This window comes from Halomonas citrativorans (assembly GCF_014898005.1).
Lineage (GTDB): Bacteria > Pseudomonadota > Gammaproteobacteria > Pseudomonadales > Halomonadaceae > Vreelandella > Vreelandella citrativorans.
Window position 1 is genome coordinate 403,173 of sequence record NZ_JABUYX010000002.1, and the last position, 20,342, is coordinate 423,514.

The 20,342-nt window shown below is 55.1% G+C and carries 17 protein-coding genes and 1 pseudogene; 9 read left to right on the top strand and 9 right to left on the bottom strand.

Features of this window, described 5'->3' with window-relative positions; all coding sequences use genetic code 11:
• Positions 1-86 precede the first annotated feature (86 nt).
• Entirely contained in the window at positions 87-2,135 is a 2,049-nt protein-coding gene (locus INT20_RS04950; protein WP_192537544.1) for a TonB-dependent receptor family protein, read from the top strand.
• A gap of 102 nt (positions 2,136-2,237) precedes the next feature.
• Here the strand turns inward: INT20_RS04950 and INT20_RS04955 are convergent, their stop codons facing one another.
• The 3 genes from INT20_RS04955 to INT20_RS04965 form a co-directional block, all read right to left on the bottom strand.
• Positions 2,238-4,763, bottom strand: coding sequence for a glucose/quinate/shikimate family membrane-bound PQQ-dependent dehydrogenase (locus INT20_RS04955; RefSeq protein ID WP_192537543.1), 2,526 nt, complete (start codon positions 4,761-4,763; stop codon positions 2,238-2,240).
• Between the two features lie 253 nt (positions 4,764-5,016).
• Positions 5,017-6,021 (bottom strand): NADP-dependent oxidoreductase, encoded by a 1,005-nt coding sequence (locus INT20_RS04960; protein WP_018917924.1) that lies wholly within the window; start codon positions 6,019-6,021, stop codon positions 5,017-5,019.
• A gap of 213 nt (positions 6,022-6,234) precedes the next feature.
• On the bottom strand, positions 6,235-6,615 hold the full coding sequence (locus INT20_RS04965; RefSeq protein ID WP_192537542.1) for a septal ring lytic transglycosylase RlpA family protein: 381 nt from the start codon (positions 6,613-6,615) through the stop codon (positions 6,235-6,237).
• A 316-nt stretch (positions 6,616-6,931) separates the two neighbouring features.
• Here INT20_RS04965 and INT20_RS04970 point away from each other — a divergent pair, with 316 nt between their 5' ends.
• Complete coding sequence (locus INT20_RS04970; RefSeq protein ID WP_192537541.1) at positions 6,932-8,374, top strand: hypothetical protein; 1,443 nt, start codon at positions 6,932-6,934, stop codon at positions 8,372-8,374.
• A 114-nt stretch (positions 8,375-8,488) separates the two neighbouring features.
• Positions 8,489-9,262: an RsiV family protein gene (locus INT20_RS04975; RefSeq protein WP_192537540.1), complete on the top strand. Its 774-nt coding sequence runs from the start codon at positions 8,489-8,491 to the stop codon at positions 9,260-9,262.
• 218 nt (positions 9,263-9,480) lie between these two features.
• Here the strand turns inward: INT20_RS04975 and INT20_RS04980 are convergent, their stop codons facing one another.
• Positions 9,481-10,359 carry a DMT family transporter gene (locus tag INT20_RS04980; protein WP_192537539.1) on the bottom strand — a complete coding sequence of 293 codons (879 nt, stop codon included), beginning with the start codon at positions 10,357-10,359 and terminating at the stop codon, positions 9,481-9,483.
• Positions 10,360-10,460: 101 nt separating this feature from the next.
• On the opposite strand from INT20_RS04980, the gene INT20_RS04985 reads away from it, so the two are divergent.
• The 4 genes from INT20_RS04985 to INT20_RS05000 all read left to right on the top strand — a co-directional run bounded on the left by INT20_RS04985 (position 10,461) and on the right by INT20_RS05000 (position 14,596).
• Complete coding sequence (locus INT20_RS04985) at positions 10,461-11,333, top strand: LysR substrate-binding domain-containing protein (RefSeq protein ID WP_192537538.1); 873 nt, start codon at positions 10,461-10,463, stop codon at positions 11,331-11,333.
• Between the two features lie 83 nt (positions 11,334-11,416).
• The gene (locus INT20_RS04990; protein ID WP_192537537.1) at positions 11,417-11,974 is read left to right on the top strand and encodes a cytochrome b; all 558 of its coding nucleotides are present in this window, start codon (positions 11,417-11,419) and stop codon (positions 11,972-11,974) included.
• Between the two features lie 80 nt (positions 11,975-12,054).
• The gene (locus tag INT20_RS04995) at positions 12,055-12,777 is read left to right on the top strand and encodes a hypothetical protein (RefSeq protein WP_192537536.1); all 723 of its coding nucleotides are present in this window, start codon (positions 12,055-12,057) and stop codon (positions 12,775-12,777) included.
• 163 nt (positions 12,778-12,940) lie between these two features.
• The gene (locus tag INT20_RS05000; RefSeq protein WP_192537535.1) at positions 12,941-14,596 is read left to right on the top strand and encodes a multidrug ABC transporter permease/ATP-binding protein; all 1,656 of its coding nucleotides are present in this window, start codon (positions 12,941-12,943) and stop codon (positions 14,594-14,596) included.
• 11 nt (positions 14,597-14,607) lie between these two features.
• On the opposite strand, the gene INT20_RS18200 is transcribed toward INT20_RS05000, so the two are convergent.
• Together INT20_RS18200 and fhuF are read right to left on the bottom strand one after the other, a co-directional pair.
• Positions 14,608-14,865, bottom strand: coding sequence for a (2Fe-2S)-binding protein (locus tag INT20_RS18200; RefSeq protein ID WP_287078388.1), 258 nt, complete (start codon positions 14,863-14,865; stop codon positions 14,608-14,610).
• Positions 14,849-15,388 (bottom strand): siderophore-iron reductase FhuF, encoded by a 540-nt coding sequence (gene fhuF / locus INT20_RS05005; RefSeq protein WP_263974096.1) that lies wholly within the window; start codon positions 15,386-15,388, stop codon positions 14,849-14,851. Before fhuF ends, INT20_RS18200 begins: the two co-directional genes overlap by 17 nt.
• Positions 15,389-15,577: 189 nt before the next feature.
• Between fhuF and INT20_RS05010 the strand changes: the two genes are divergently transcribed.
• Positions 15,578-17,740, top strand: coding sequence for a TonB-dependent receptor (locus tag INT20_RS05010; RefSeq protein WP_192537534.1), 2,163 nt, complete (start codon positions 15,578-15,580; stop codon positions 17,738-17,740).
• A gap of 7 nt (positions 17,741-17,747) precedes the next feature.
• Here the strand turns inward: INT20_RS05010 and INT20_RS05015 are convergent, their stop codons facing one another.
• Together INT20_RS05015 and INT20_RS05020 are read right to left on the bottom strand one after the other, a co-directional pair.
• A complete protein-coding gene (locus INT20_RS05015; protein ID WP_225736093.1) occupies positions 17,748-18,605 on the bottom strand; it encodes an ABC transporter substrate-binding protein in 858 nt (285 codons plus the stop codon).
• On the bottom strand, positions 18,602-19,369 hold the full coding sequence (locus INT20_RS05020; protein WP_192537533.1) for an ATP-binding cassette domain-containing protein: 768 nt from the start codon (positions 19,367-19,369) through the stop codon (positions 18,602-18,604). The genes INT20_RS05015 and INT20_RS05020 overlap by 4 nt, the downstream gene beginning before the upstream one ends.
• Positions 19,370-19,689: 320 nt before the next feature.
• On the opposite strand from INT20_RS05020, the gene INT20_RS05025 reads away from it, so the two are divergent.
• The gene (locus INT20_RS05025) at positions 19,690-20,172 is read left to right on the top strand and encodes a sigma-70 family RNA polymerase sigma factor (RefSeq protein ID WP_319643843.1); all 483 of its coding nucleotides are present in this window, start codon (positions 19,690-19,692) and stop codon (positions 20,170-20,172) included.
• Here the strand turns inward: INT20_RS05025 and INT20_RS05030 are convergent.
• Positions 20,157-20,342 (bottom strand): annotated as a pseudogene (locus INT20_RS05030) (IS256 family transposase); the annotation flags it as partial. The gene INT20_RS05025 and the pseudogene INT20_RS05030 sit on opposite strands and share 16 nt — an antisense overlap.

Here is a 20,342-nt window from a genome sequence, read left to right on the forward strand (position 1 = left end):
TAGGTTGTGGTTCATCCAGAGTTACGCCGAATTATCAAAAAACCGATTATCAAAAAAACGATTATCAAAAAAAGGGAAGGGAATCCATGTATAAACTGTTGCCGCCGTCGCTAATGCTGACGGGTCTCGCGGTCTCAAGCCCCCTTTGGGCGCAAAACGAGCCAGCATCGGTACAGGCATTGCCTACGGTTGAAGTAAGCGCACCGCGTTTGGCGCGTGAGCTTTACGCAACGCCGGCGGCGGTTTCCACCGTGGACCAGGAAACCATCGCCCAGGGCCAGCAGCGTGTTCGGCTGGATGAAACGCTGGTCGGTGTGCCCGGCGTTTTCATTCAGAATCGCGACAACTTTGCCCAGGGCCAGCGGATTGCCATTCGGGGCTTTGGTGCCCGCGCCCCGTTTGGGGTGCGTGGGATTACGGTGATGGTCGATGGCATTCCCTATACCTTGCCCGATGGTCAGGCGCAGCTGGACGCGATTGATCTGGATAGCGCCGAGCGTATCGAAGTCATTCGTGGGCCTTCGTCGGTGCTTTACGGCAACGCCGCGGGCGGGGTGATCGATGTGACCACCGCCGATGGGCGCGAAAACCCGGGTACGCGCCTGCGGGTGGAGGCGGGCAGCGACGGGTATCGTAAGGCGTCCCTGCAAACCGGTGGTTCGCAGGGCGACTGGTCGCACAACGTCAGTTTTTCAGCGCTCAATGTGGATGGCTACCGCGATCAAAGCTCAACCGAGAAATACCTGCTCAATGCCAAGCTGCGTCGCGAGCTGGGTAGCGAGCGGGCGCTGACGGCGATTGTGAATCTTCTGGAAAACCCTCGCTCGGAAGACCCCGGCGCGCTGAATGCTGGTGAAGTGGCAAGCGGTCGGCATCAGGCCGCGCCGAATTCGCTGGCGCTGGACGCCGGGCAGAATGTCGATCAGCAACTTATCGGCTTGCAGTACGAGGATTTGTCCGCAGGGCCAGGTGAGTTCTACCTGAAAGGCTTTATCGCTCGGCGTGATTTTGAACAGCAACTGCCCTATGTGGGCGATAGCCGTATCGGCTACCAGCGTGACTATATGGGCGCGAGTGCCGAGTATCATCATGAAATCGCCCTGGGCGAGCTGCCGTTAAGCTATGTGGCGGGGGTGGACGTGGCCCGTCAGGACGATGATCGCTTCCGGCGCGACGTCAATGCTCAGGGCGGCGTAGGTGAGCAGGTGGCGGATGAAACCCAAACGGCAACCTCTACCGGGGTATTTGCTCAGGGTGATTTGGGACTCACCGAGCAAGTAACGCTTTCCCTGGGCGCGCGCTTTGATCGTGTTGATCTGGATGTGGATGATCGGTACTTGGCCGATGGTGATCAAAGCGGCGAGCGTACCTTTAATGAGTGGAGCGGCTCCGCCGGGCTAAGCTATCGCTATCGCCCTCAGCATCAGGTGTATATCAACACCGGCACTGCGTTTGAAACGCCGACGTTCTCCGAGTTCGCCAACCCGGCTGGCGGTGGGTTCAACCCGTCCATTGAGCCGCAAAAAGCCTGGAATCGTGAGGTGGGTACGCGGGGATATATCGAGCCGCTGGCCATGGATTACGACCTCGCCCTGTTCTCGGTGCGCGTACGCGATGAGCTGGTACCTTTTGATGAAGGTGGGCGTACCTTCTACCGGAATGCGGGCGATACCAACCGCGATGGCCTGGAACTTTCCCTTGGCTGGCAGTTAGCGGACCAGTGGCGTTTGAACAGCGCGTTAACCCTGGCTCGCTATGAGTTTGACGAGTTTGCCACGCCCAGCGAGCGCTTTGACGGCAATCGCATCCCCGGCTTACCCGAGCAGACCTGGGTCAATCAGCTAACTTGGGAGGGGCTGTCACACCGCTTTGCCACGCTTGAAACCCAGTACGTGGGTGACATGGTGGCCGACAATGCCAATGAAACGGAGATTGACAGCTATTGGCTGGTCAACCTGCGGGTAGGCGATGGCTGGCAACTGGGTGGCGATACGTTGTTAAACGCTTACGTGGGCGTGCGTAATCTGTTTGATGAAGACCACTATGCCAACGTGCGCTTGAACGGCACCTTTGGGCGTTTTTATGAGCCGGCGCCGGGGCGCAGTGTTTACGGCGGTTTGGAAGTACGCTTTTAAGCTTTCAGAAAATAGTTTTCAGAAAATAAAAGTGGCAATAAAAACGGGCAGCCTTTGGGTCTGCCCGTTTTCGTGTCGGTCGACTATATCGGTCGGTAAGCCTTACTCGGGTAAGGCATAACCGATCACGTAGTCACCCATCAAGGTACCAAAGGTTCCGTGACCACCGGCCGTTACCACAACGTACTGACGGCCATCGGCGCCGGTATAGGTCATGGGCGTGGCCTGGCCACCTGCAGGCAGGCGAGCTTTATAAAGCTCTTCACCGGTGGTGATATCGTAACCCCGCAGGTACTGATCCAGCGTGCCCGACATAAAGGTAACACCGCCTGCGGTGGTCAGCGGGCCGCCGAGTGCCGGAACACCCACGGGCAGGCCAATCGGCAAGCCAAGGGGCATGCTGTCGCGGGTGGTGCCGTTACGATGTTTCCAGACGACTTCCGCACTTTGCAGATCGATACCCGTTACATCGCCCCAAGACGGTGATTGGCAGGGCAGATCAAAAATCGACAGCAGCGGGCCTAGCTCAACAGCATAAGGTGCGCCGGCGTTGGGCTGAAGGCCCTGTTCGCTGGCCGAGCCCTGGCCCTCTTCCACTTCGTCACGCGGAATCAAACGTGAAACAAAGGCGAGGTACTTGGCGCCGGTGAACAGTGCCTGACGTTCAGGATCGACCGCGACGCCGCCCCAGTTCATTACGCCGACGTTACCCGGGTAAATAATGCTGCCTTCCAGCGACGGCGGCGTGTACTGGCCTTCATAGCGCAATGAATTGAACTGAATACGGCACATCATCTGATCAAAGGGCGATGCGCCCCACATATCGCGCTCGGTAAGCGGCGGTGGCAATAGGTTCAGCGCTGAGCGTGGCTGTGTTTCTGCCGTCCAGTCACCCTCTACTGCGCCTTGAGGAACGGGGATTTCTTCAATCGGGACAATGGCTTCACCGGTTTCACGGTTGAGGACATACAGGCTGCCTTGCTTGGTCGGCTGAATCACCGCAGGCTGGGTGCCTTCATCGGTTGCCAGGTCAATCAGCACGGGCTGGGCTGGCATATCCATATCCCAAAGGTCGTGATGAACAAACTGATAGACCCAAGCCACCTGGCCTGTTTCGAGCTCAAGCGCGACCAAGCCCGCACTATAGGTTTCATCGTTTTCGGTACGATCCGCGCCGTACTGGTCGGGCGTGGCGTTACCCATGGGCAGATAAACCAGGCCTAGCTCTTCATCAACGCTGATCGGCGGCCAGACATTAGGCGAGTTGCGGGTATAGGTTTCCCCGTCTTCGATAGGCGTGGTGTCATCCGGGTTACCGCTATCCCAGTTCCAGACCAGCTCGCCGGTGCGTACGTCAAAGGCACGGATAACGCCAGACGGCTCATCGGTTGAGCTGTTATCGGTGACGTGACCACCTAGAATTACCAGGTTTTCAGTCACGGTGGCAGGCGAGGTGGAGTAGTAGCCGCCCGGATCAAAACCGCCGATATTGCGCGTTAGCTCCACCTCACCGTTTTCACCAAACCCTTCGCAGCGTTCGCCGGTATCCGCATTAAGCGCGATCAGGCGGGCATCGGCGGTAGGCAGGTAAAGGCGACGCGGACACATGACGTCAGTCTGGCTGATGATCGCCGAGGGAGCATTTTCACCCTCATTCGCAGCGGTGGTTTCAAAGCCACCCAGCAGCGAAACATCGATGTCAAAAGCATCGCTGTCGGCAAACAGCGCGGAAAGCTCGTCGGTAGTATCTGTGTCAATGGCAGCGTCGGCGCTTTCACCACTGGTGGCGTAGTTGGCTGCATCATAATAGGCCAGGCCGCGGCAGGTCATGTGCGCCCAGCCGGAGAAGTCGTCGGCGCCCTGGGTGCTGATTTGTGGGTCGAATTCCCAGATCGTTTCACCGGTTTCCGGGGAAAGCGCCATGGCGCGGCTGTGTGATGTGCAGATATACAGGCTGTCGTTAACCTTCAGCGGCGTATTCTGGTTAGTGATTTCAGGCGGAGCGTTGGAGCCGGGCTCATCGCCGGTTTGAATACGCCATACTTCTTCGAGTTCACCGATATTGTCTGGGGTAATCTGGCTAAGCGAGGAGTAGTGCGTGCCTGCATTGGTGCCGCCATAGGCAGGCCAGTCGTCACCGGCTACCTGGGCCGGGTTCACATCGCCACTTGTGCGGTTCTCTGCGAGGGTGCCCTCTATCTGGGCCGGGTCATCCATCAAACTGGCAATGGCCACCACGATGGCGGCGGCAATGCTGGCCGTCAGCGCAAGACTTCCGCCGCGTGAGTGGAGCGGTTTGCGCCACCAGGGCAGCAGCATGATAATGCCGATGAGGGCAAGAATGGCGACCCGAGGCACCAGTTGCCACCAATCCAAACCGACTTCCCACAATGCCCAAAGCAGTGTGGCAATTAAAATCAGGGCGTAAAGCCAAAGCGCAGCGCCGCGGCGCATGGCAAGCAGCATGCCGCTAGCCGCAATGCCAATGCCGGCAATCAGGTAATAGGCGCTGCCGCCTAAGCTAAGCAGCTTGCCGCCGCCGATGGCGAGTGCCAAGCCAGCAACAATAAGCAAAAGACCTAGCAGCAAGGCAGGCCATTTACCGCGAGTTCGCTTGTTTTCATCCATGAGAGTTCCCCTGTTAGCAACGTATTAAGGGTTAGCAGGCGATGGCGCCAGCTAACCGCTGGCAACGTGCGCTAACCCATCAGTCGGTGCAAACGATGGGTTAAAACACATTGGCTTGACGGTTATTTTAATTATCAATTCGCTTTTGGTCGAACTGATTTGAGAATTAATCTTGGCCAAAAAAAACAGGGCCGTCCCTCAAGAGGGCGGCCCTGCACATTACTCAAGCAGCGTACGCTTAGAAACAGCGGTATTAATCTGTCAATTTAACCAGCATCTTGCCTGTATTGCCGCCTTGGAACAGTTCCAGAAACGCATCGGGTGTCTGTTCCAGACCCTCTTTAACCGTCTCTTTATAATCGATATCGCCTGCGGCTACCTGCGGTGCCACTTCTTTAAGAAACTCGGGGTAATGCTCCCAGTGATCTGCCACGATGAACCCTTGCATCCTGGCTTTACGCACAACCATCTGCGACAGATTGCTGGGCCCCGGCGTGGGTTTTTCAGCATTATAGGTATCGATCATGCCGCACACGGCAATGCGAGCGCCTTCATTTAGCTGGCTTAACGCCGCTTCCAGGCAAATGCCGCCGACATTTTCGTAATACACATCGATGCCTTCCGGGCTTGCAAGCTGTATAGCGTCGCTGAGCTCTTGGGCGCCCCGATCCTTATAGGTAACCGGCTCCACGCCCAGCGATTCAAGCCAGGCGAGCTTATGTGCGGCGCCGGCAATGCCCACTACATGACAACCTTTAGCCTTGGCCAGTTGAACTACCAATGAGCCAACGGCACCGCTTGCCGCACTTACCAGAACGTTGTCACCGGGGCGGCATTCGGCAATAAGATTAAGGCCGGTCCAGGCCGTCATGCCCGGCATGCCCAGCACTCCAAGGTACGCTTGCTCGGGCACCTTGGCATCAGGCAGTGGATAAACGCCTGCCGAAGAAATCTGTGCAATATCGCGCCAGCCGCCCATGTGGCTCACGATGTCGCCCTCTTTCAGGCGCTCATCGTTTGAGGCGATCACTTCACCAATCGCACCGCCTTCCATGGGCTGGCCAAGACGAAAGGGCGCAACGTATGTGTGCTGACCGCTCATGCGGCCGCGCATGTAGGGATCCACGGAAAGCCAGCGGTTGCGAATGCGCACTTCGCCCGGATTGAGCTCAGGGAGTTCCTGGGTTTTTAGAGTAAACAGCTCGCGCTCGGGCAGGCCGTTGGGATAGTCGGTAAGCGTAAAATAACGCGATTGCATGGGTGCCTCCTGCAAAGCCATGTCGGATCAATGTACTTGCAGCATAGAGATCATTAACCTGCTTGCAAGTTCGTTATTTTTTTACAGTGTCGTTTTTTTTGGCAAAAAAATAGGGCGCTCTGTTGAGAGCGCCCTATACGATATTACGAACAGCGTGACTAGAATTGCGTTGAGCGGCTAAGGGGTACCACACACTTACGGGTATGTTATCCGTTAATCCAGCAACGTGACCATAACAGGGGCCGTACCACGGCGCAGCATACCTAATGCACGGGCTGCCCGCTTTGAGAGATCAATAATGCGTCCTTGAACAAACGGACCGCGATCATTGATCAGTACCTCTACTTCTTGCCCGGTATCAGGGCGGGTCACCAGCACTTTCGATCCAAACGGCAGGCTTGGGTGAGCGGCCGTTAGTGCCTGCTGGTCAAAGGCTTCTCCGCTGGCAGTGAGAGCGCCTTGAAAGCGGTCACTGTAGTAGGAGGCAACGCCTTCTTGTCCATCTATATCGTTTGCGAACGCGCTATTTGCTGTAATAGCTAAAAGCAATACAGCTAAACAACTCGTTCGGAGTAGTCGTGTAGGGGCTCCCATTGGAGTACCTCAGTTATTCGTGTCGAGAGTCTCGCAAGTTTCAATGAGGTGCCGGATCGGCGAAGCGATGGTAACGCGCCTGGATAAGCTCGGCAAGCTTTAAGACGTTCGACGCAATTGGCCCCAAAATTACGTTTTTTCTGCTGCTTGCGTTATGCCCTTTTATTTCAGCGGTTTAAAGAGATAGGTCAAAATATAAGTAAAGTTGTTTTGGTACATTAAAATGATATCGCTCATTGAGCATTTTACTTACCATTGCATATGGTTAAGTACTGAGAAACAACCCACTGTTTTATCTTTTATCAAGGGCGCACTAATGGCTAAATCCTCTCCTTTTGCATTAATAGTGGTTGCGGCAGGCGGTGCTGTTGTCGGCTTTTTAGTCGCCCAGAGCCTGCCTTCTGAAACGTTTGCATCTGACCCCGTATCGGCATCAGAAACGGCTGAGCAAAGCGCAACGCCTAGCGCATTAGCAGAGCTTGAAAGCGTGACGCTGGGCGAACGCATGGCAGGAGAAATTACTTCCAGCGACATGCTTAACGGTAACGATGGCAGCCGCTATGACCGTTACGCAATCAGCCTGGAAGAGGGAGATCTGGTCGAATTTAGCCTGCGTGGCGCCTTGAACGGTGTGGTCGCGCTTTATGATGATCAATTGCAGTTGCTCAGCAACGCGCCCACCGCCCGCCATCGTATTGAAGAAAGTGGCGATTATATGGTGGTGGTCAGCGGTGCTGATGGAAGCAGCTACGGGCCTTATACGCTCAATAGCCGAGTAATTGAGCTAAGTGGCGATAATGCTCTGAGCGTTGATGCTCCCTTGGACAGCTGGCTGGATGGCTCGTCGAGCGAATTTACCCTGACCATCGAAGAAGCGGGTATGTATCAGGTCGAAATGCGTTCTGATGAGTTTGACGCCTATCTGGTGCTCGAAGGTCCTAATGGCTATCGGCGTGAAGATGATGATAGCGCCGGGAATCTAGATGCCCGCATCTCTGACTTTCTGGCCCCCGGCGATTACACGCTGACTGCCAGCGCCCCTTATGGTGAAAGTGCGGGCCTTTTCACATTGTCGGCTGAACCGCGTGAACTGCCAGGCGATGGCGAGCTGCGTAACGATGGCACGATTGCGCCTAGCGACTCGTTAAACGGCTGGTTTAGTGGCCAAGAGCTTACCTATCAGGTAGAGGTGGAGGAAGCGGGCATGTACCAGATTGATATGGCCTCTGACGATATCGATGCCTATCTGGTGCTTGAAGGCCCTAACGGCTATTACCGTGAAGACGATGACAGTGGCGGTAACCTGGATGCACGCATTGCCGACTTTCTTGAGCCGGGCACCTATCAGTTAACCGCACGCACTGCGTACGGCAACGATAGCGGGCTGTTTAGCGTTACCATGGAGCCACGCGAGCTGCCGGAAGGCGTTGAGCTGCGTAACGACGGTGCGCTAACGCCGGATGAAACGTTAAGCGGCTGGTTTAACGGTGAATCGCTGACCTATCAGCTTGAGCTTGATGAAAGTTCATTGGTAACGGTGGATATGCGCTCCAGTGATTTTGATGCTTACCTGGAGCTTGAAGGCGAAGGCGTAGCTTACAGCGACGACGATGGTGGCACCGGCACCGATGCACGCCTGCAGCAACAGCTGCTACCGGGCATGTATACGATCATCGCACGTGGCTTCAGCGGTATGGACAGCGGGCTTTTTGAGCTGGAAGTAAGCGCTGAGCCAACACAAATGCAGCCTAGTATGTAATTCGTTATAGCTTGAGATGATAACGCCCTTGTCCACTATGTGGGCAAGGGCGTTTACGTTTGGCTAGTCTCAATCTTAACTTGCGGCAAGAGTCGTAGAACAGGGAGGTAAGGCATGTCAGGTTGGAAAATAAGTGTATTCCCCATCACCGCATTGCTGTTAAGCGGTTGTCAGTCGGCTGAGACCGATATGAGTAATACCAGTCCCTTGGTATATCAGCCGTTGGAAAAGCAGTACGTTTCACCCGAGTGCCAGGGCGAGCACTGCTCAACGGTGCAGATATCAGCGTTAACATTTCCAGATGCCCCGACGCTGACGGATGAGTTGCAAACGCGCTTACTGACGCTTGCCATGGGCATTACGGATGGGGCCGAAACGCCAGCACAGGACTGGGATAGCTACGCCCAGGATTTCTTTGTGCGTGCTGACGAGGATCGAGACGTACTGCCGCAATTTATGGCCAGTGACGCGCAGCTGGAGGCTAGTATTTACGCCCAGCACGATGATCTTTTAGTGCTTGAGCTCACAAGCTACGTCTACCACGCCGGGCAAGCGCACGGTCTGCCGTCTACGGTGTTTATGGTCATTGATGAGCGCCAGCAGAGCGTTGTTAGCTTGAATGACATGTTGATAAGCGGTCAGCAGGAGGCGTTTCAAGAAGCATTGGCCCAGGCCCACAAGCGGTGGATGGCCGAGCTGGATTATGACGATCAATATGCCAAAAGCTGGCCACTAGGCGAAAACCATAATGCGGCGCCGCTGGAAGACAGCTGGGTGATCAAATACAACGTCTACGAAATTGCTCCCTACGCCGTCGGCCAGCCAGAACTCACGATACCCTTGGAGGCTTTACAAGGCGTGGCTAAGCCTCGCTATTTAGGCCCGTGAATTTACGCTAAATTCTTGTCCGCTGTCCTGATGCCGTCGACATTGTTATTGAGGTAGACCTTGATGAGCCGGCAGAAGAAAGCCAGGGCCACCCTCTAGAATATCGCTGGTGGTCCCTGGCTGATTTGCACAACGCTACTGACAATGCGTTTACACCGAGCTGGCTGCCTGAATTGTTGGCCAGCGTGCAGGTGAGCGAACCGCCGTTGTCGCCTTCTTTATCGGCCAGCGTTTAAGCAGCCAATAACCACCAGCAGGGCGGCGGTGGGTAAGCGCCAGTCGAGTACGCTTACGCCAGCGAGCACCAGCAAGAAACCCGCTAAAATGGGTACGCCATAAGCAAGGCTGCCCACTAAACTTGCATGTCCCCAACGCAGGGCTTTATCCCAAGCCACCATGGCTACTCCATACGGGCCCAAACCCAGTGCCACGCCAGCAAGCAGCGCTTCACTGCTGGGCAGAACAAGCTGACCTTCCATCCCGATGCTGGCAATAGTGGCGATTGCGCAGGCAATCAATAGCATGCGGGGTAGAAGAGGGGTAATCGAAACCGGGGCGGCCTGGCTTAACCATGAATAGAGTGCCCAGCAGCAAGCTGCCAGCAGGGCAAGCCCGTACCCTAACGTCGCGCCGCCCAAGCCATTACTGATCGCCTGCGGTATCAGCAGAATAGCCGCGCCTGAAAAGGCAATTAAAGCCCCGATAATACCTGCCAGGCGTATCCGGCCAAAGCGGCTCCACTGGCTTAACAGCACGAACAATACCGGCCAAGTGTAGGTAATAAGTGCAGCCTCGGCCGCCGGGGCAAGGCGCATGCCGATAAAGTAAGTGCTGACCGCGCCGAGTATCAACAGCGGAATACCGACCCAGATGCCCAGCTGCCAGTTCAAGCTGCAGCTTGTTACATTAACGCGGCGACTTAACGGCAGGGTGGCAAAGGCTCCCGCTAGCAGCGTTAACGCTGTTAGCTGAAGCGGAGAAGAGGTATGGGCACGTTCGGCAAGTAGTGGCGCCACGCTCCATAGGATGACGGCCACCAACGCGGCGCCAACACTATACCAACGAGGAAACACAATAGGGGAGTGAGTACGTTGCATGAGCGGTCTCCTTGCCTAGAACATGTGCAAAGCAGCATACTCGTCAATAACACATCACAATATCGATCTTTTGTGATTAATTTAATCAAGAATGGTGATATATGCGTGCGCCAACGTTAGATCTCACCCTGCTGCGTACGCTAGTGGCGATTGCCGATACTGGTAGCGTCACGGCGGCTGCCAAACGGCTGGATTACACCCAGTCCACCGTGAGCATGCAGCTTCAGCGGCTGGAGGCTCAGTTGGCGCTCAGCCTGCATGAACGTGAAGGACGGCGTATCCGCTTTACCCCTGACGGTGAGCGGCTGCTTACCCACGCGCGTCGCCTATTGGCGCTTAACGACGAAGCGTGGGGCGATATGCAGGCCCAGCAGGTGACCGGAGATTTGACCCTGGGCATTCCGGAAGACTACGCCTCGCTGTTGCCATCGGTGTTTGCTTACTTTCATCAGCTTTATCCGGCCGTCGGGTTAAAGGTAATCTGCGGAACAAGCGCGCACTTGGTCGAGCAGGTTAAAGCCGCCGAGCTTGATTTAGCCTTGGTAACACGCCAGCGCAACTCGCCGGGCGGTGATGTTATCCGCCGCGAGCCGTTGGTCTGGGCGGTGGGGGTTAACCAGCAGCCGCTACTCAGCGACCCGATACCGTTGGCCCTTTATTCGCCCGGCGCCGACGTATTTAGAGAAGTCGCCGAGCAGGCTCTGCATGGCGCGGGACGTAATTGGCGGGTGGCTTATACCAGTCAGTCCATGGCGGGGTTGGCGCCTATCGTCATTGCCGGGCTTGCCGTGGTAGTGGTAACGCGCAGTATGTTGACGCCTTCACTACGCCCGTTGGATGAAAGTAGCGGCTTGCCAGCCTTGCCCATGATTGAGTTGGCACTGCACCGTGCGCCCCACCGGCCATCAGAGCCGGCCCGGCGTTTAGGTGAGTTGATCCGTGAACAGTTAGCTGCCCCTAGTGAGGCGCTATAAGATCAAGCGCCAAGCGTTGAATGATTAATCGACTTAATATAGCTAGACTAAACGCCATATAACGTTGCTGCTAGGAGTGCTCAATGCACGAGCTGGATCACTACATTTATCCACACCGGGTACTGCATTGGCTGGTGGCGGGCGCCGTACTGCTTGCCTTGGCCAGTGGTTTAACCATCGGAACGGTCGGCTATGAACGTACGGTGACGCTGGTGGGCAATACGCTTACTAACCTGCTCTATACCAGCCATAAAACCTTGGGTTTAACGATTTTACTGCTGATGACCCTGCGCATTATTACCCGCTTGGCGTTTGTGGTGCCTGATCATGATCCGCCCTTGAATGCGTTTGAGCGCATTGTCAGCACTAGCGTGCATCATCTGCTTTATTTGGCGCTGGTTATTATGCCGCTGCTGGGTTGGGTCGCGACTGCCAGCGGTGGGTACCCGGTTGAGTTTTTTCACTGGCATCTGCCCGCTCTAATTAGCGAGCGCCCAGCGCTTTCTGACCAACTCTATATATGGCATGGGCGTCTTGGCTGGGCCATTTTGGTATTGATCGTGCTGCACGTGACGGGTGCGTTATTTCACTGGCGAAGAAAGCACGATAACGTCACCAAACGTATGAGCCTATTCGACTAGGTTTTAAATGACTAGGTTTTAAGTGACTAGTTTTAAGCGACTAGGTTTCAAGCCCAAACCCTCGCAGGGAGCGATGATATATGGGCCTGCAGATTGCCTTCATTATCGGTTTGGCTGCCGTACATATCTTCGCCAGCAGGCTACGTAAGCTAAGCGCTGTGCCCCGCAGCGCCTGGCTTTCGTTAGCGGGTGGCGTTTCTGTTGCCTATGTCTTTATCCATATCTTTCCTGCTCTAAGCGATGCCCACGAAACCATTAACGCCCATGGCCTGCTGGCGGTGCTGGAGCATAACGCCTATATCGTGGCGTTAATTGGTTTGGCGGTGTTTTATGGGCTTGAGCAAGTCGCCACCAAGTACTCCCATAAAGGCCAGCAGGAGAACCCGGTTAATTTTCAAAAGCTGAAAGGCGTTTTTTGGATACATATTGGCTCTTTCTCGCTTTATAACGCGCTGATCGGCTACCTGTTGGTTTATCGCAATAATGAACTTCCCGCCATCATCTTCTTCTTTTTGGCAATGAGCGCGCACTTTTTGGTCAACGACCAGGGGCTGGTGCGTCATCATCGGGATATCTACTTGAGCAAGGGCCGCTGGGTGCTGGCCGCGGCGGTTATCGTCGGTTGGCTGATAGGGTTAAGCGTGGATGTGAGCGAACCCATTATCAGCCTGCTTTATGCGTTTGTGGCCGGTGGGATCGTGCTCAACGTTTTGAAAGAGGAGCTGCCTGAAGATCGCCACAGCCGCTTCTGGCCCTTTGCGTTAGGTGCACTTAGCTGTACTGTTTTGCTGTCATTTTCCTAGAACCATACGGCTATTTCGCAGATGCTCATCTAATGCATTATTAAGCTACCGTCCGATAGCTGTGTCTGGACTGCCTCATTTGTAAATGAAAATCACTTTGCGCATTGACTTGACGGAGTAGTACGTCAAACTCTTCCGCTCATATTCCCGTCAGGAAGCGCTAATGGAGTTGCTGCAGGTTGTCTTTCGTCACTACCGCTGGCCGTTTTTAGGTGCCATTGGTTTAAGCCTTTTGAGCGCGGGCCTGGGGGTCGGCGTTATTGCCTTTATTAATCAACGCCTAATAGAGGTAGGCAGCCCCATGTCAGCGCTACCTCAGTTTTTGGGGTTGTTGGCGGTGCTACTGGTGGTGACTCTGGCTACCCAATTAGCCCTTACCTTGCTGGGCCACCATTTTGTTTATGATCTTCGCTCAAGGCTTGTCAAACGCATTCTGGATACGGATATCGAGCGCCTTGAACAGCTGGGTAATGCCACGCTGCTGGCGAGTCTTTCAAGCGATGTGCGTAATATCACCATTGGGTTTGTGCGCCTGCCCGAGCTCGTCCAGGGCGTGGTGTTAACCCTTGCCTCGGTTGCGTATTTGGCGTGGCTCTCACCGGAAATGGTGGTGATTACCATTGTATGGATTGCATTCACCATGGGGGTGGGCTGGGTGCTGGTATCCAAGGTATATCGGCATTTTAATCTTGTACGGGCAACCGAAGATCGCCTTTATAAAGACTACCAATCGGCAATTGAAGGGCGCAAAGAGCTGGCGTTAAACCGCGACCGGGCAAAGCGTTTTTTTGATGACAGCTACACTGCTAATGCCCGGGATTACCGCTACCATATTATTCGTGCCGATACGTACCACCTGAGCGCCGGTAACTGGTCCAACATCATGATGTTGGGGGCCATTGGTGTGGTCTTCTTTATGGCTAATGGGCTTGGCTGGGCAACACCAGCCGTGGCGGCCACGTTTGCATTAACCCTGCTGTTTTTACGCACGCCGCTTATTCAGGCGGTAGGTGCCTGGCCGACTCTGATTAGCGCCCAGGTGGCGTTTGATAAGCTGGCAAGCCTGAAGCTTGCCGACTATCAGCCGGGTTTTGAGGTCGATGATGCCTTTGCATCCTGGCAGCGTCTGGAACTTGTCGATGTGACCTACCACTACCCCTCTGGTGAGCAGGGCGAGGGGTTTCATGTCGGGCCGGTCAATTTAACCCTGGCGCGTGGCGAACAGGTCTTTCTGATTGGCGGCAACGGAAGTGGTAAATCTACCTTTGCGCGGCTGTTAACCGGACTGTACCGTCCGCAAAGCGGGCAGATCAAGGTCGATGGGCAAGTGCTTACGTCTGCGCAGTGGCATGCCTTTCGGGCGCGATTTGCCAGTGTATTTACCGATTTCCATCAGTTTGATCTGGCCATGAAAGCCGGCGGTGAAAAAGCCGATCCGATACTTATCGATACGTGGTTAAAGCGTCTGCAGATGCAGCAAAAGCTGCAGTGGGAGGGCGATAGAGTAATCAATACCCAGCTTTCCCAGGGCCAGCGCAAACGCCTGGCACTTCTGTTGGCTATCGCCGAGGAACGGGACATTCTATTGCTGGATGAGTGGGCCGCCGACCAGGATCCGCAGTTCAGGCGGCTATTTTATCGCGAACTGCTGCCCCATCTGCGTGATATGGGTAAAACGGTGTTTGCGATTAGCCACGATGACAGCTACTTCGTTCACGCAGATCGTTTGCTGGAAATGTCTCAAGGGCAGCTACGCGAGCTAACCGGCGAGCAGCGTGATGTGGCGAGCCAGGATGCCGTCGCCCAGATCAATCATTAAACCGTATTAGTTTACGTTGACCGCTTGCGAGCCACGCGGTCACAGCCTTCCAGCGGACAGTTACTGCAGACGCTGAACTCATCCAGCAAGTAGCGCAGGCAGCAAAGCTTGCGCACTTGCTTCACTTCATCACTGCCTTTGGGTGTAAACGTGCGCACCGGCTGAAACAGGGGATTACGCTGCCCGTTAAGGTGGCGTGATTCCAGCAGGGCCCGTGCGGCACTGAGCGCCTCTTGATTGACCTCAGGATGCTCAGCCAGCGCATTCACGTAGAAATTCAGGTAGCCGCCAGCCGCCGGCATTGCTCCAAAACACCCGTGGGGCAGCACCAGATATGGCGGCCAGACGTTCAATAAGCGGTGCCCAGTGTTGATCAATCAATTTGGCAAAGCGCTTACCCGGGGCTTGCGTATCCAACGGCACGCCTTCATCAGGGAGCCAAAGCTGCTTTGTACATCCCTGTTCATTAACGATCACATGGACATTATCGAGCCCGACCGGTAAATCGCGGTTGAGGATAAGTTGTGCCGCAAGAGTAGGCACGGTTAGCGCAACAAAATGCCATTTCGACCACAGCGACGTGATCGCACGCTTATCGCCGCCTGGGTAGCGTGAGGCATAAAGCGAAATGTCTTGTTCTAACAATGCGGGGTTGCGCCAGCGAGCTGCCTTAATCGCGCCTGCGGGTATTTCTGTGCCAATCAGCGGGGGAGTGAAGGGAGCTAAAGGGCCCTTATAACAGTCGGCCAACGAGGGCAGGGCAGCTGCAGTCTGACGTAACGCAAAAGACATAACCGGACTCCAACACTGGGCGCTGGGAAGCATGAATGTGGGCAGTTTAAACGATAATGCATATCAATAAAATATCAGATCAACGCTGAATGCGTCTATATATCAAATGAAAATGAGTTTGTTTTGTTGTAGCCTTTGCATCGCTGCCCTGCTGTTACCCCCTATTGCTCTTAAAAATAAGGAACACTCATGTCGCTGCCTTCCCCCTCCTGGCGCTCTTTCACCTTTGTACTGCTGGGCGCTTTACCATTGCCTGGCGCTGTATGGGCGCAAGCGCCCAATAACGACGCCGCGCTTGAAACCGTAACCGTTATTGGCGAAGCAACGGCGCGTGGCGATACGCCGACTTCGGCGTTTGCCGGTGGTCAGGTGGCAGCTGGCGCGCGTATTGGCACCTGGGGGCAGCGCGCGGCCGCCGATATACCCTTCAATGTGATCGGCTTTACCGCAGATTTAATCGACAATCAGCAGGCAAAAACGCTGGCGGATGTGCTGATCAACGATGCCTCGGTACAAAGCGGTTTTGGTTATGGCAACTTCGCTGAAAAGTTTCAGATTCGTGGTTTTGAGCTTGATGGTGATGATATCTCTTATGGCGGCCTCTACGGCGTATTGCCGCGCCAAGTGGTTGCCACCAACCTTGCCGAGCGCGTGGAGCTGTTTAAAGGCGCCAATGCTTTTGCCAATGGCGTGTCGCCGAGCGGCTCTGGGGTGGGCGGGGCGATCAATATTGAGCCCAAACGCGCCGCAGATGAACCCCTCACCCAGCTGACTACCGCGGTGACCGACAGCGGCTATGTGGAAAGTGGCGTAGAGCTTGGGCGGCGTTTTGGTACCGAGAATCAGTTCGGCGTGCGTACCAGTATCGAGCGAGGCCGGGGGGACAGCGCAATTGATAATGAAGAGCAGCGTGCAACGTCGGCCGTTGTGGGGCTGGATTATCGCGGTGAGCGTGGTCGTGCTTCGCTGGATATTGGCCACCAGGCCCATACCATCCAAAGCGGTCGTTCGGTGGTTCACGTAGGCGCTGGTATGGACAGTGTTCCCAATGCCCCTTCGGCAAGTACCAACTATGCACCCCAATGGGCCAATACACAGCTTAAGACCAACTTTGCCATGCTGCGCGGTGAGTACGACATGACCGACAGCTGGACGGCCTATGCAGCATTGGGTGGCAGCAATACCCGGGAAAACGGAACCTATGGATCGCCCACCGTCAATGGCGCGGATGGTGCCGCCACTGTCGGCCAGATGAGCGTGCCGTATCGCGCTGAGGGTGTCGGCGGGCAGGCCGGTTTACGCGGGGCCTTCGATACGGGAGTCGTCAGCCACCAGCTGGATCTGGGCTATTCAAGCATCTATCGCACCACTCGGTCGGCCTATGCAATAGCCTCCTCATCCTTGACGAATATCTACCAACCAGCCGACGTGGCTTTCCGGGAGCCTGGGTCGATAGGGGGTGATTTGGATGACCCGAACTTGCGTAGCCGCACGCGCAACAGCGGCATATCGCTTTCCGATACCTTGGGCTTTCTGGATGATCGCCTGCTGTTGACCCTGGGAGCGCGCTATCAGGATATCGAGGTCACCAACTATAGCTATGAAGGTGAGTTCGACAACCGGTTCAGCGATACCCGCCTTTCGCCGGTATATGGCATCGTCGTGAAACCGACGGACTCCCTATCGCTCTATGCTAATCATATTGAAGCGCTACAGCCGGGTGATACGGCTCCCACCACGGCGGTGAATGCCGGGCAGAATATTGGTTTGATTGAAGCAGAGCAGAACGAAGTCGGCGCCAAACTCGATTTGGGCAACCTGGGCGGCAGTTTAAGTCTGTTTCAAATCGAGCAGCCCAATGCCTTTATTGACGCTGAAACCGGTGTTTACGCCTACTATGGCGAGCAGCGTAACCGTGGCGTGGAGCTAAGTGTTTACGGCGAGCCGATGGAGGGTTGGCGCCTGTTGAGCAGCGCGATGTGGATTAATCCTGAATTAACCCACACTACTGATGGTACAAACCAGGGCAACGACGCGGTGGGCGTGCCTAACTATCGCGTGGTTCTTGGCAGCGAGTGGGACATTCCACAAGCGCCGGGCTGGACGCTCAGTGGCCGAGCGGTACGGAACGGCAGCCAGTACCTGGACGCGGCCAATCAGTTGGAAGTCGATGCCTGGACTCGCTGGGATCTTGGCGTTCGCTACGCCATGCCGCTCAATACGAACACGCTAACCCTGCGCGCCAACATCGAAAACCTCACCGATGAAAACTACTGGGCCTCGGCAACCGGTGGTTACCTGACCCAGGGCGAGCCGCGTACGGTCAAGCTTTCCGCCGCACTGGACTTCTAAGCCAGGATTAATCGGCTAACAGCGCTTCGCTGAGCAAATCAGCGAAGCGCTTAGCAGATGGAAAACCACCAAAACTCCACACGGCAGGTAGCTGAATAACGCGCTGTTCTTGAACCGCAGGTAAATGCTGCCACAGTGCATTGCCAGAAAAATCATTATCCATGCCGGTAAGAAGCGGCTCGACCACCACCAGGGTGGCATCGGGATAGCTCAGCAGTTCCTCTAACGCCACGGTCGAAAAGCCCCACTGGTTGGTGGGTTGCTGCCAAGCGCTGGCCAGCCCCAAGCGCTCCAGCACTGCCTCAAACAGGCTGTTTTTACCAAATACGCGTAGATGTCGGGCATCGATAAACTGTACGACGAGTAGCGGAGGCTGCCCCTGTAACTGGCTTTTTCGATGCTCCAGGTAGGTTTCGACAGCGTCGATCAGGGAGACTGCTGCTGAATCATCGCCGTTTAATGCGGCTAATGTGTGGGTGGTGCGTGTCAGGCGCTGCCAGAGAGAGTCGCCGCGTTGGTAGGTGGCCAGCCCGGTTACCGGAGCAATGGAATTTAGCTGATCGCTCAAGCGCATAAACAGCGGTGAAAGCAGCACATGGTCGGGCGCTTGTTGCGCCATCAGCTCACGATTGGGCTGGCCGCGAAGGCCGATATCCAGAACGTTGGTGGGTAGCTGGTCGGCACCCACCCAACGCTTGTACTGAGGAATTTCCGCAAGCCCAATAGGCGGGTTGCCAAGCGCAATCAGCGTTTCGGCAATGGTCCAATCCAGCGTCACGATATTGGTTGAGGCCGCCACTTGAAGGGAGGTAAGCGCGCTGACGCAGGCCAGCGCTAACTGGCCGTAACGCAGGCGGCGCATCATTGGGCAACGGCGATGTTGTGCTCTCCATTGGGATGTTTCATTACCTGCATGGGCAGCCCGTAAATAGCTTCCAGAGTGCTATCAAGCATCATGTCATTTGGGGTGCCGTGGGCTAGCAGGCGACCACTGTGCAGCGCCATTAATTCATCGCAGTAGCGTGAAGCCATATTGATATCGTGCAGTACGATAATGACGCCCAAATTCAGTTCATCGCATAGCTTGCGGATCAGTGCCAGCACTTCTATTTGATGAGCGATATCCAGCGCAGCAAGGGGTTCATCAAGCAGCAGGAACCGGCTGCCCTGAGCAAGTAGCATCGCCAGCCATACCCGTTGGCGTTCCCCCCCCGAGAGCGTATCCACTAAGCGGTCTGCGAACGCCTCGGTGTGGGTGAGGGCGATGGCGCGCTCCACGGCGTCTTTATCCTTTTGCGTATGACGGCCCAAAAGCCCATGCCACGGGTAGCGACCAAACCCTACCAGCTCACGCCCGGTCAAGCTTTCGGCGCTGGGTAAATGCTGGGGAAGGTAGGCGACTTGGCGTGCAAATTCGCGGTTGCCCCACTCGCTCAGCGGGCGCTGGTCAAAGAGGATGTCGCCCTGAGTGTTAGGCTGTTGTTGAGCCATGAGCTTGATCAGCGTCGATTTTCCCGAGCCGTTATGGCCAATCAGACCGTAAACCTTGCCCTCGTGAAAGGTGTGCTCAATGGGATTGAGAATAGGCTTGCCATTGATTTCAAAGGTGGCGCCTTTGACCTCGAACATGAACGACTCCTGACAAAAGGATGAAGAGTAATGGCCCCATTCTAGTGCTAATGGTTCTCATTTTTAACAGTGAAGTGAAAAGATTTATTCGAAAGAGGGTAAACACCGCATCGAAGTGATTAGGCTAAGTTGAAGTGTTAGAGCGGAGATACAATTAACGCCTGAAGCACATACCTTTGGCATGCCGCCCTTAGATAAATCAGCAAGTATATCGTTATGAAAATTGGCTTAGCTCTCATTGGTTGACTTACTGCCCCTTAACGCAAATAATAATTATTGCTATTTATTCCGTAGTGTTAATTGAGGCAGGAGGCCAATCAGTGGATACCCAGACCTGGAGCGCTGAGTTAGAAGATATCTTCGTTAATCAGCGGCCCCGGCTCTGCTGTGTCGCTGCCAAGGTATTGGGTAATACTGATCAAGCCGATGATGTCGTGCAGGACGCTTATCTGAAAATTTCAGAAGCAACAACGCTTTTTGAAATTAAGCAACCCATATCCTATGTGTCACGTGTGGTACGCAATCTCGCCATTGATCGTTGCCGCCGCTCAGTATTTGAGTCAGCGCTGTTTGCAAAAGAAGAGGAGGGGGATAACGCCTCTTGTGCATCACATTCTCCAGAGGTGATCGCGATTGATCGCCAGGCTTTGGCCCTGGTGGTGGATGCGTTGGATGAGCTGCCTGAGCGTACGCGGTGCGCTTTTGAACTCTACCGGTCGGGTAGTCATACGCAGCGAGAAGTAGCCCATCTATTGAGGGTGTTCAAAACTTTGTGTCAGTTTGGTCATTATAGGTCGATATGACCGTCCAGGCGTTTTGGGAAATGTATCGCCATTTGCGACAGCGTCAGGTTCCAATTTTGCACAGGGTGAGTCCAGCGTTCAGAGGCCTTGAGAATACCCGCATACAGCAGTTTCAACAGGCTATTTTCGTTGGCAAACCCACCCTTGGTCTTGGTGAGTTTTCGGAACTG

Coding starts and splice junctions, on each gene's coding strand:
- INT20_RS04950 (WP_192537544.1), top strand. CDS start 87: ATGTATAAACTGTTGCCGCCGTCGCTAATGCTGACGGGTCTCGCGGTC.
- INT20_RS04955 (WP_192537543.1), bottom strand. CDS start 4,763: ATGGATGAAAACAAGCGAACTCGCGGTAAATGGCCTGCCTTGCTGCTA.
- INT20_RS04960 (WP_018917924.1), bottom strand. CDS start 6,021: ATGCAATCGCGTTATTTTACGCTTACCGACTATCCCAACGGCCTGCCC.
- INT20_RS04965 (WP_192537542.1), bottom strand. CDS start 6,615: ATGGGAGCCCCTACACGACTACTCCGAACGAGTTGTTTAGCTGTATTG.
- INT20_RS04970 (WP_192537541.1), top strand. CDS start 6,932: ATGGCTAAATCCTCTCCTTTTGCATTAATAGTGGTTGCGGCAGGCGGT.
- INT20_RS04975 (WP_192537540.1), top strand. CDS start 8,489: ATGTCAGGTTGGAAAATAAGTGTATTCCCCATCACCGCATTGCTGTTA.
- INT20_RS04980 (WP_192537539.1), bottom strand. CDS start 10,359: ATGCAACGTACTCACTCCCCTATTGTGTTTCCTCGTTGGTATAGTGTT.
- INT20_RS04985 (WP_192537538.1), top strand. CDS start 10,461: ATGCGTGCGCCAACGTTAGATCTCACCCTGCTGCGTACGCTAGTGGCG.
- INT20_RS04990 (WP_192537537.1), top strand. CDS start 11,417: ATGCACGAGCTGGATCACTACATTTATCCACACCGGGTACTGCATTGG.
- INT20_RS04995 (WP_192537536.1), top strand. CDS start 12,055: ATGGGCCTGCAGATTGCCTTCATTATCGGTTTGGCTGCCGTACATATC.
- INT20_RS05000 (WP_192537535.1), top strand. CDS start 12,941: ATGGAGTTGCTGCAGGTTGTCTTTCGTCACTACCGCTGGCCGTTTTTA.
- fhuF (WP_263974096.1), bottom strand. CDS start 15,388: ATGTCTTTTGCGTTACGTCAGACTGCAGCTGCCCTGCCCTCGTTGGCC.
- INT20_RS05010 (WP_192537534.1), top strand. CDS start 15,578: ATGTCGCTGCCTTCCCCCTCCTGGCGCTCTTTCACCTTTGTACTGCTG.
- INT20_RS05015 (WP_225736093.1), bottom strand. CDS start 18,605: ATGATGCGCCGCCTGCGTTACGGCCAGTTAGCGCTGGCCTGCGTCAGC.
- INT20_RS05020 (WP_192537533.1), bottom strand. CDS start 19,369: ATGTTCGAGGTCAAAGGCGCCACCTTTGAAATCAATGGCAAGCCTATT.